Genomic DNA, 12,049 nt, shown 5'->3' on the forward strand with positions numbered 1-12,049 from the left:
TATAAGAAGTAAGGTTGTTTCCGAAAGTGTTCGACTTTCTGGACAGCCTTTTTTATGTCTTCTGCGAAAAATAGATAAAAAAATATACTATAATGAAAATACGATTTTTCATTAAGAAGGAGGAGCAGTATGTCATTACGAATTATCAGCGGACGGGCAGGGACAGGGAAGACCACCTTTATCCATAAGGAAATTGTGGAGGAAGTTAAGGCTAATCCTTTTGGTTCACCTATTTTTTTAATTGTTCCCGACCAAATGTCCTTTTCAACGGAATATCAGTTAACGAATCATTATGGCATACAAGGATTAATCCGCGCGCAAGTGATGACGTTTAAACGATTGTCATGGCATATTTTGCAGGAAACTGGCGGCATTGCGAAAGATAAAGTAGATAAAATTGGATACCGGATGCTCTTAAGACGCTTGCTGGAAGAAAATAAAGATCAATTTTCTTTATTTCGCCAAGCTGCTGATAAGCGCGGATTTACAGAAGAAATTGAAAAGATGATTCGGGAATTTAATCAATTTAATATTGACAGCCAAACGTTGGAAGAAGCCATCAAAACATTTGAACAATCTGATGCTCCCCAAACGTTGATTGCCAAATCAAAAGACTTAAACATTATCCTCCAAAAGCTGGAAGAAATTTTAGGGGATCGTTATATAGAAGGAGACGGGCTTTATCCGTTTTTAATTCAGCAAATGAAAAACTCTGAAAAACTAAAAGATACCCATGTTTATATTGATGGATTTACATTTTTTACGGTACGGGAATTTGAAATTGTGAAACAGTTATTAACTTTAACAAAACGAGTAACCGTTGTTCTTCCTTTTGAAAATGAAAATGATAAAGACAATGAACAAGCGGTGTTTTATCGTGCTTCGTTGATGTACGACAAATTACGACAAGAAGCGGTAAAATTAGGAATCGAAGTGGAACCTCGGATACATATGCAAACCACATATCGCTATCAAAATTTTGATTTGCAGCATATTGAACAGGAGTTTCATCAACCGGTTCCTAAAAAGTTGAGAGCGGAAGGATTTGTTCAAATTATTGAAGGAGCCAATCGCCGCGCGGAAGTTCATGGCATTGCCCGGGAAATAAAAAGATTGGTGCAAGAAGAAGGCGTCCGCTATCGAGATATAGGAATCATGTATCGTCAAGCAGACGTATATGATCCGCTTATTTCGACGATTTTCGCGCAATATGACATTCCGGTATTTACCAATGAGAAGAAACCAATGCTTCATCATCCATTAATTGAATTCAGCCGTTCCATTTTAGAAGTGATTACTTCTAATTGGAAGTATGAACCGATTTTCCGCAGCGTCAAAACAGATTTATTTTTCCCATTGAATTCAGATGTGAAAGAAATGCGGGAGAAAGCGGATGTATTTGAAAACTTCGTCATCGCCCAAGGAATTTATGGGAATCGATGGATGCAGGATGAACGATGGATTTATAAAAAGTATCGCGGATTTGAGTTTGTGACAACGAAGCAAACGGATGAAGAACTTAAGGTGCAAGCAATTATCGATGAAATGAAAGAATATGTTCGGAAGCCTCTATTAAAATTCGAAAGAGAATTAAAGAAAGCGCGCAATGGAAAAGAAATTGCCTTCGCATTATTTTCGTGCATGGATGAATTGCAAGTGTTTGAAAAGCTGCAAGCCTTAAAAGAGAAAGAGATGGAAAAAGGACGGCTGGAAGAGGCGATGGAGCATGACCAGGCTTGGAACGAGTGGGTGAATGTTCTTGAGCAATTTGTTGTGATGTTTGGGGATCAGTCTTTACCCCTTGAGGATGCGGCAAAAATTTTAGATGAAGGGTACGATGCCCTTGCATTCTCTAAAATTCCGCCTGCCATTGATGAAGTGACGGTATCCCAATTGGAATTTTCCCGCTTTGACAATATGAAAGTGGTGTTCGTCATCGGCGTAAATGATGGCGTATATCCAATGCGGATTGACTATGAAGGGCTTATAAATGATATGGACAGGGAATGGTTTTCAAACATTGACATTGAATTGCTACCAACTTCGAAACACCGGTTAATGGAGGAAAACTTCTACATTTACCGTGCCTTTTCTTCCCCGACCCATCGATTATATGTAACCTATTCCGCCAGCGATGAGGAAAGCAAGGCGTTATTGCCATCGTTGTATGTTCAGCGATTGCACAATTTATTCGAAGTCAATGGTGAAAGCACTTTGCCTCATCATCGAATCTTTATTGACCCAATTGAAGAATGGGAGAAGTCGAAAATTTTATCTTACTTAAGACATCCAAGAACATCCCTTGCTTACTTAATGACCCAATTAAAACAGGCGGATGGCTTGAAATTGGATTCAGAATGGAAAGCGCTGAAAGCTTTTTATGAACAAAGCGGGGAATGGAAACCGGTACTTGAGCTTGTGATGAAGCCGCTTAAAGAAAAAAAACATTCTGAACCATTAAAACAGGCATTAACGGAAGAACTGTATGGGGACGAAATGACTTCCAGCGTGTCGCGGATTGAAAAATATTTCAGCTGTCCATTTGCCCATTTTGCAACCTATGGACTTCATTTGCAGGAGCGGCCGGAGTTTCGCTTAGAAACCTTTGAAATGGGAGATTTGTTCCATGAAGCGTTAAAATGGATTTCCATGGAAACGAACCGATTAAATTTGCCGTGGAATAAATTGACGAGGGAACAATGTGCGCACCTTGCCCGGGAAGCGGTGGAGCGCATTGTGCCGGCTTTTTCCCATCAAATTTTATTAAGCAGTTCCCGCTACCGCTATATACAGCGTAAACTGATGCGCATTATTGAGAGAACGATGATCGCCCTTTCCCAACATGCGAAAAGCTCCTTCTTTAAACCGATTGCGGTGGAGGCAGCTTTTGGTCCGAAAGAACAATTGCCGCCTCTCGAAATTCCTTTAAAAGGCGGCCGGAGAATGAAACTTAGAGGTCGCATTGACCGGATTGACCATGCAAAGGTGGGCGAAAAATCGTATTTGCGCGTTATTGACTATAAATCTTCTGGCAGAGATTTAGATTTGAATGAAGTATATTATGGCATTTCATTGCAATTATTGACCTATTTGGATGTGGCGGTGGAAAATTCGTTCATCTTATTGAAAGAATCCGCCTTGCCAGCGGGTGTTCTTTACGTTCATGTTCAAAATCCTCTATTAAAAGTGGAGAAAGAATTGAATGATTTAGAGTTTGAGGAAGAACGGCTGAAAATGTTCAAAATGAAAGGGTTGCTTGCAGAAGATCAAGAGGCTGTCATTGCCATGGATGAACGCTTAGAAGAAGATGGCAAGTCAATTATTATTCCTGCATCCTTTACGAAGAAGCAGGAGTTTGCCAAAACGTCAAAAGTTGTACCGCCGGATGCAATGCAAGATTTGCGCAAATTCGTCCGCAGAAAACATCAAGAAGCTGGGGAATCCATTTTAAGTGGAGATACATCTATTCGACCATTTAAATTAAAAGATAAAACAGCTTGCGATTATTGCCAGTTTAAGTCGGTTTGCCAATTTGATCCTGCAGAGGATGCGTACTTGCGTCTTGAGGTAGATAAAATGCCAAACGTGATTGAAAAAATTCGAAGGGAGTTGAAGGAAGATGAATCCGATTCCTATTAAACCAAAAGATGCCACATGGACAGACGAGCAATGGAAAGCGATTTGGGCAACAGGGCAGGATATTCTTGTTTCTGCGGCGGCTGGGTCAGGAAAAACGGCGGTGCTTATCAACCGGATGATCGAAAAGGTCATTGCGAAAGAAAATCCGATTAATGTGGACGAGCTGCTTGTGGTGACCTTTACAAACGCTGCTGCGGCAGAAATGCGCCATCGACTTGCAAAGGCACTGGAAAAGGAAATCGCAAAAGACCCGCACAATGCCCACTTGCGAAAGCAGCTGAGCCTTGTCAACAAAGCCCAAATTTCCACATTGCACTCCTTTTGCTTATCTATCGTTCGGCAATATGCCTATTTGATTGATATTGACCCGGGATTCCGCATTGCCAGTGAAGGGGAAGTTTCGCTTTTGCGGGATGATGTGTTAAAAGACGTCATGGAAGAAGCGTACAGCGCCGAAGATGAAGCAGAAGCCGCTCGCATTTACCGGTTAGTGGACAGCTTCACCTCCGACCGGGATGACCAGGAAATTGAAAAGTTGATAGAGCAATTATATGACAATGCGCGTGTTCATCCGGCACCGGAAAAATGGCTTCATTCCCTTGTGGAGCAATATCAGCTTTCTGAGGACGTAACGGTGGATGATTTACCTTTCATCAATTATGTGAAAAATTCCATTGCATTTCAGTTGGAAGAAGCTCGGTCGCACCTTTTAGCGGTGAGAAAGTATGCTTTAATGCCAGATGGGCCGCATGCCTACGGAGAAACAGTGGAATTGGATTTGGCCCTTATTCAAGAGGCATTGCGGCGCATCCGTTCTTCTTGGCAAGAAGCTTATGAATTTTTTGCTGTGTTAAAATGGGAAACCCTTGCGCGGATGCCGAAAGATTCCTGCGATGAAGAATTGAAAAAGAAAGCGCAAGAGAAACGGAATAAAGCAAAAGAAATTGTAAAAAAAATTCAAGAAACGTATTTTGTGCGGAAACCAGAGCGCCTGATTCAAGAAATCCGTCTGATGGCTCCAACGATTGAAACATTGGTGGAACTTACGCTGAAATTTGGCGAAAAGTTTAAACGGGCGAAATTGGAAAAAGGCATTTTAGATTTTTCAGACCTTGAACATTATGCCCTCGACATTTTAACGGTGGAAGAAAACGGAGAAATGAAACCCTCCCCTGTTGCTTTAGAATTCCAAGGGCGGTTTAAAGAAGTGCTTGTGGATGAATACCAAGATACGAATATGTTGCAAGAGACAATTTTACAGCTTGTAAAAAGCGGCGATGAAAGCAACGGGAATCTATTTATGGTAGGGGATGTGAAGCAGTCAATTTACCGCTTCCGTCTAGCGGAACCAATGCTCTTTTTGCATAAGTATTTAACTTTTGAAGAAGAGCCGAAAACAAGTGGGCTAAAAATTGATTTAAACGCCAATTTCCGCAGCAGGAAAGAAGTCCTTTATGGAACGAACTATATTTTCGAACAAGTGATGGGCGAAAAAGTAGGAGAAATTTCTTATGATGAGAAAGCCGCATTAAAACCGAGTGCGCCGTACAATGAATTAGATATGCCGGTGGAGTTGGCCATTATACATGAGGAACAGCCGGATGCTTCATCGGAAAATGAAGAAGATGAAGATTTCGATCAAATCATGGAAGAAGAAATGAAAAAATCTCAACAAGAAGCCCGCTTTATTATTCAACGCATCAAGGAGCTAATGGAATCGGGGGCGACTGTCTATGATACGAAACAAAAAGATCAAAAAAAGCGCATCCGTCCATTAAAGTACAGCGATATTGTCATCCTTATGCGATCTATGACATGGTCCGGCGATATTATTGAAGAATTTAAAAAGGCCAATATTCCGTTATATGCGGAAAGTTCCAAAGGCTATTTTGAAGCGTTGGAAGTCATGATCATGATGAATTTATTAAAAGTCATCGACAATCCATATCAAGACATTCCTTTGGCATCCGTTTTACGGGCTCCCTTTGTGGGACTGAAGGAAAATGAATTGGCACTCATTCGTTTAACCGACAAAAATGCGCCTTTTTATGAAGCGGTGAAAAAATTTGTGGAAAACGAGCAATCAGGGCTTGAAGCTGAAACGCAGGCAAAGCTTGAGAAGTTTTTGCAGCAGCTTGACGTATGGAGGGATTTGGCTCGCCGCGGCAGCCTTTCTGATTTAATTTGGAAAATTTATTTAGACACCCATTATTATGAAATGGTTGGAGCCATGTCAAACGGCAAACAGCGGCAAGCCAATTTGCGTGCGCTCCATGACCGGGCATTAACCTTTGAAAAATCTTCCTATCGTGGATTATTCCGATTTTTGCGTTTCATTGATCGAATGAAAGCGCGTGGGGAAGATTTAGGCGTCGCCAAGTCCATTGGGGAGAAGGATGATGTGGTGCGTTTAGTGACGATTCACTCCTCCAAAGGGCTTGAGTATCCAGTGGTGTTTGTGGCGGGACTAGGCAATCGTTTTAATTTAAGAGATTTTAATGAACCTTATTTATTTGACCAAAATTTTGGCCTTGCTGTAAAAGCCATCGATCCGGATAACCGAATCATGTACACTTCTTTGCCGTTTTTTGCCATCAAAGAAAAGAAAAAATTGGAATTAATTGCAGAGGAAATGCGGATTTTATATGTGGCGATGACTCGGGCGAAAGAACGGCTGATTCTCGTCGGTTCTGTGAAAGATTGGGAAAAAGCGATGCAAGCTTGGTGTGAAATGCAAAGTTTGCCTCCGGATGAAATGCTACCAGATTATGTGAGAGCACGGGCGAGAAGCTATCTTGATTGGATTGGTCCGGCCATCGCAAGACATAAAGTTTTTAAAGAATATAGTCATGGGGATTATGTACCGTTAGAACATCCATCCACATGGAAAATAATGGTTATTTCTAATGGGACATTCATGAAAAAATCCATTGATGAGGAAGAAACAGCAAACGAAGAAATGATGGAAGATGTGGATGAAACATTGCTGGAAGAATTGAATCGCCGCTTTACTTACGTCTATCCATTTGAACGGGCGACGAAGAAAAAATCAAAAACAAGCGTATCCGAAATGAAGCGAGTTGAAAATTTGCAGCATGAGGAAGAAGCGGAATATATAAGGATGATCATTAAAAATCGCAATAAATCCCTCGTTAAACGTCCGGCATTTATGCAGGAAAAACAAATTTCTGCAGCAGAAATCGGAACGGCGATGCATACTGTGATGCAGCATGTGCCGCAAAAAGGATTTGAAAATACAGAAGAAGCGCAGCATTTTCTTGATGAGCTTGTCGAAAAGCAATTAATCACAGAAGAAGAACGGAAAGCCATCGAACTCGAAAAACTGCTTCATTTCTTTCAAACACCGATTGGAAAACGATTTAGCAGTGCGAAACAATTGAATCGAGAACTGCCTTTTACCTTAAGTGTGAAGGATGCAGACGGCGATTCCCAAATCATTCAAGGGATTGTCGATTGCTTGATGCAAGATGAAGAAGGAAAATGGGTGCTTCTTGATTACAAAACAGATAAAATCTTGCCTTCTTTTGCGGAAGAAAAGGCATTGATTCAGGAAATGACTAAGCGCTACGGGGTGCAAATCCGCCTATATACAGAAGCGGTGGAGAAGATTTTGCAAATTCAAGTAGATGAAAAAGTTCTTTACTTGTTCGATGCAGGGAAAGCGGTGCCGTTACAGTCGTTAGGTTGAAACAAAATTTGGCGGTTTTTCTTGTAAGTACATTGGGAAAATGATAGTTTTATGGTATTTAGGAGGTCGAATGAAATGTTTCAACCAACGACTTTGAATGAAAGAATCCAAACGCTCGATATCATCCGGGGCGTGAGTTTGCTCGGCATTTTGCTTGTCAATATATTTGCCTTTTCCCTGCCCCTTCCTCATGTGCAGGATTTAAACAGTTGGTTTACGGATATTCATGACCAGTTGAATTATCAAAAGCTTGATATATATGTACAAGGCAGCTTTTATCCTTTGTTTTCAATGCTTTTTGGATATGGGTTGGCCATGCAGTACATGAAGGCACAGCAGCGAACAGGGGCGAAGTTTTATTCTTTCGCCGCAAAACGCCTTCTTATCCTCATGATGATCGGACTTATGCATGCTTTTCTTCTTTGGTGGGGCGACATCATTACACTGTACGCAGTTTTCGGATTATTTGTAATTTTATTGTTGCGGTTCTCAAGCGGCTTGCTTCTCTCCGTTGCATTGATTTTAAATGGATTTTTCCATGTCTTAATCATCTTGCTTTATGCAATGTCAGGGATTGCAACAAGTGAATATGAAACTTTTGTTGATATCAGTGCAATCGAAAATGCCATCACCGCTTACGGCGTTGGAACATGGACAGATGCATTTCTTCAACGTTTGCAAGATTTATCGGTGCAGATGTCTCCTGCCATGTGGGTGAGTGCAGTGTTTACAATCTTTCCTTATATGTTGGTTGGAGCGGCAGCGGCAAAGTGGCGTTTAGTAGAACGGGCGAAGGAATTAAAAGGGTTGTGGATTTTCCTTGCCGTATTTTGCATTGCCGTAGGGCTTTTCCTTAAAAGCTTCCCATTCCATGCAACTCGGACTTATTTATGGGAGTATATTCGTGTATATGTGGGAGGGCCGATGCTTGCTGTCGGATATGCATCCCTTATTGCCGTCCTCTGCCTCATCCCCTTTGTACCGAAATTATTAAGTCCAATTGCGAAAGCCGGCCGCATGTCTTTAACCCTATATATCATGCAGTCCATCATTTGTACGCTTTTATTTTACCATTATGGTTTTGGCCTTTACGGAAAAGTGGATGTAGTGATGGGGATTGTGATAGCCATCAGCATTTATATAGTTCAGGCCGCTTTTGCGGAAATATGGTTTATAAAGTTCCGCCAAGGTCCGCTGGAGTATATTGTCAAGCGGCTGGCTTATGGAAAAACATTAAAGAAAGTTGAGCCATAACTCTTTTTTTCATGTAATATTGTATTAATACTAGAATTACAATTTGTGAAAATGAAAAGGGGCTATTACTAATGAAAATTTTATCCTTCAAATTCAATCATCAAGTAAAATTCGGTCCAAAGGTAAAAAAAGAGGAAGCTGTTTGGGATGTGTTGGCGATTCAATCAGCTTTTCAAGTGTTCCCATCTTTCCCGCAAACGATTATTGAAGGAATTGCATTAGGGTATGATTTTGTTGAAAAGATTCGAAGATTAGTAGAAGTAGCGGAAAAATCCGATCAAGCGGAAAATTTCAAATTATCCTTTCATGAAGTAGAGTGGCTGGCACCAATTCCGAGAACGCCGAAAAATATTATTTGTGTAGCGAAAAACTATGATGAACATGCAAAGGAAATGGGAGGAGAAGCTGCGCCATCCGAATTAGTCATTTTCACAAAATCTCCGACGACAATTGCTGCTGCCAATCAAGTGCTGCCAATCCATGCAGACAAAACCAACTCCCTTGACTATGAAGGAGAACTAGCGGTTGTCATCGGGAAAACGGGAAAAAACATTCCTGTAAATTTAGCCTATGATTATATTTTCGGCTACACGATTGCCAATGATATTACAGCCCGCGATGTCCAAGATCGGCATCAGCAATATTTCTTAGGGAAAAGTTTAGATGCGACTTGCCCAATGGGACCTTATATCGTAACAAAAGACGAAATTCCAAATCCACAAAATTTAACCATTGTAACGAAAGTGAATGGGGAAGTTCGCCAAAACGGAAATACAGAAGATATGATGTTCCCGATTGACCGGTTGATTTCCATCATCTCTCATCATGTAACGTTGGAGCCTGGTGATGTGATTCTTACAGGTACGCCTAAAGGAGTTGGAAAAGGCATGAATCCTCCACAATTTTTAAAATCTGGCGATGAAGTGCGAATTTCCATTGAAGACATCGGCACATTAACAAACCGTTTTGAATAAAAATCAATAAACATGACTGATTAAGTGGACCCGCAAAAGATTTCCAAAAATGCGAAATACTTGCGGGTTCTTTTTTTTATATATTAAAATGAATTTTAAGTGATAAAAGCTACTATTATTGAATAAAAATCGATCCCATGGTAGCATGAACATTGAATATGAAGTGAGGTGGGAAATTATGGATTTTTTAACTAGTTCGACACATTTGCACATTACGGTTTGGTTGATTGGAATCATCTTATTTTTGATTGGAGCCATGAAGCCAAATAAAGGGTTACATATGGCATTGCGCTTATTTTATATCCTAATCATCATCACTGGCGGCGCTTTATTTATCGAAGCGATGGATTACGGACAAGGCATGAACTACGGTATTAAATTTTTATTGGGCCTTTTAGTTATTGGCATGATGGAAATGGTGTTAGTTAACCAATCCAAAGGAAAATCTACTACTGTTTTTTGGATTTTATTTGCCATTTTCCTATTTTTAACGCTGTTCTACGGATTCAAATTGCCAATGGGCATGAACTTCTTGGCGTAATGCAAGGATCGCAAAGTACACGGTTTTGTACTTTGCGTTTTTTATTGCATGATGGGAATAGAAATTTTTTCTGATTTCCTCTACAATGGTTTCAACTGAGAAGATGGAAAGGAAATGGGTCATGATATGGCAGTTTTTATGCTTGTCTTTGTTGGGGGATTAATGGTGCTTTTTCTTGTTTTTGCATTTTTACAAAAACCGATTCATCATTTGAAAGAGAATGAGTGGATGGATTTGGAAGAAAAGCAGGATGGGAAGGAAAAATGGTTGTAAAAGAGGGTTGTCACAATATTGTCAAAAATATTGGCGGATTTGACAAAAGTTTATTGATTTATTGATAGATGCGCCCACATTTTTGGTAAAATGTCGTTGATTGGTTCTAAAGGAGAGGGATTAATTTGAAGCTCAAAAAATGGATTCAAACAACAGCAATGGCTACATTATTATTTGCAAGCGTCATGACGCCTGTAGCAAGCGCTGAAGAATCGCGTTCAATTGCTGATGAAAGTATATACGATTTATTAGTGGACCGTTATTTTAATGGGACAAATAAAAACGATGACAGTTCCAAAACCAATCCGAAAGATTTGTCCCAATTTGCCGGTGGGGATTTCCAAGGAATAAAGGATAGATTTTCACAAATTCAAGATATGGGATTTACGATTTTATCCCTTGGCTCAATTTTTGCCACAGAAACTTATGATGGCTCTTCTGTAACAAGCTATCAAACAATTGAGCCAAACTTTGGAACGGAAGAAGAGTTTAAGGAATTAGTCGAATATGTAAAGGATCACGGCATGTCCGTGATGGTGGACTTTCCATTAACGAATGTCAGCGAAAATCACGAATGGGCAAAGGATGCATCTAAAGCTTCTTGGATTTTAAAAAGAGAAAATGGAAAAGTTCAATGGAATTTAAACAATAAAGATGTGCAACAAGCTTTAATCGATGCGGTCGTTGATTTTGTATCTGCCTATGACTTGGATGGCGTTCGTTTAACTAATATTGGTGGGGCGGATACGGAATTTTTAAATGACGTGATTGCCGCCATTAAATCCATTGATGATTCCATTTATGTCATTTCCAATAGCGAGAGCGATGCAAATTTTGATGCCAAATATTATGATGAAGTGAGCGACATTTTCCGCTATGCTTTCAAAAACGTGGATGAAGATACAGCGAATTTAATGAAATATTTTGATGCTTTTGCAAAGGGCGAAACAGATGTCCCTACACAAATTATGATTGACCATCTCAATACAGACCGATTTTTATATACAGCGGAAATTTATCCGCCAACCCGTTTGAAAATGGTGCTGGGGGCGTCTTTATTGCTTCCTGGTGTTCCGGTGATGTCATATGCAACGGAAATTGCGGTAAACGGCCAAAAAGGTCCGGAAGCCCATCAACTTTATAATTTTAAAACGGATACAGAATTGAAAGATTATATAGGAAATATTTTAACATTAAGAAACGAATCGGAAACTCTTCGCAACGGCGAGTTTAAAATGATTCAAAACGAAGATGGATTAATTGTATTCCAACGCAAATCCGATAAAGAAAATTGGATTATTATTGCCAACAATACAAGCAAACGTCAAAAAATTGAAATTCCGAAAGAACTAGTGGGAGAAAACAAAGAGATTCGCGGAACGCTGGAAGGTGAAATTTTCCGCGAAGGCGATGACGGCGTCTTCCGAATTATTCAAGACCGGGAAACTGTTGAAATGTATCAAGTCATAGATGAACAAGGCATCAACATTTCCTATATGATTGCATTGGCACTAGTGTATATTATTTTCATTGCCTTTGTTATAGCTTTAATTAAACGCGGAAAACGCAAACACAAAAATCAATCTCAATAATGGTAATGCAGCGAAACCGAATAATTAGGGTTTCGCTGTTTTTTTATTTTTCCATTTTGAATGTAAG

The 12,049-nt window shown here is 40.0% G+C and carries 7 protein-coding genes; all 7 read left to right on the top strand.

Annotation, left to right across the window (positions count from 1 at the left end; all coding sequences use genetic code 11):
• The first annotated feature begins 129 nt into the window (after positions 1 to 129).
• The 7 genes from addB (at position 130) to DKZ56_RS05795 (ending at position 11,982) form a co-directional block, all read left to right on the top strand.
• Positions 130 to 3,639, top strand: a complete 3,510-nt coding sequence (gene addB, locus DKZ56_RS05765; protein ID WP_208651791.1) for a helicase-exonuclease AddAB subunit AddB — start codon at positions 130 to 132, stop codon at positions 3,637 to 3,639.
• Positions 3,620 to 7,348, top strand: coding sequence for a helicase-exonuclease AddAB subunit AddA (gene addA / locus DKZ56_RS05770; RefSeq protein ID WP_208651792.1), 3,729 nt, complete (start codon positions 3,620 to 3,622; stop codon positions 7,346 to 7,348). Before addB ends, addA begins: the two co-directional genes overlap by 20 nt.
• Before the next feature lie 75 nt (positions 7,349 to 7,423).
• Entirely contained in the window at positions 7,424 to 8,602 is a 1,179-nt protein-coding gene (locus DKZ56_RS05775; protein WP_208651793.1) for a DUF418 domain-containing protein, read from the top strand.
• 71 nt (positions 8,603 to 8,673) lie between these two features.
• A complete protein-coding gene (locus tag DKZ56_RS05780) occupies positions 8,674 to 9,576 on the top strand; it encodes a fumarylacetoacetate hydrolase family protein (RefSeq protein WP_208651794.1) in 903 nt (300 codons plus the stop codon).
• Between the two features lie 178 nt (positions 9,577 to 9,754).
• The gene (locus DKZ56_RS05785; protein WP_208651795.1) at positions 9,755 to 10,117 is read left to right on the top strand and encodes a YisL family protein; all 363 of its coding nucleotides are present in this window, start codon (positions 9,755 to 9,757) and stop codon (positions 10,115 to 10,117) included.
• 114 nt (positions 10,118 to 10,231) lie between these two features.
• Positions 10,232 to 10,390, top strand: a complete 159-nt coding sequence (locus tag DKZ56_RS05790) for a hypothetical protein (protein ID WP_208651796.1) — start codon at positions 10,232 to 10,234, stop codon at positions 10,388 to 10,390.
• 125 nt (positions 10,391 to 10,515) lie between these two features.
• Positions 10,516 to 11,982, top strand: a complete 1,467-nt coding sequence (locus DKZ56_RS05795) for an alpha-amylase family glycosyl hydrolase (protein ID WP_208651797.1) — start codon at positions 10,516 to 10,518, stop codon at positions 11,980 to 11,982.
• Positions 11,983 to 12,049: the final 67 nt, after the last annotated feature.

It is taken from the genome of Ureibacillus thermophilus, from assembly GCF_004331915.1.
Classification (GTDB): Bacteria; Bacillota; Bacilli; order Bacillales_A; family Planococcaceae; genus Ureibacillus; species Ureibacillus thermophilus.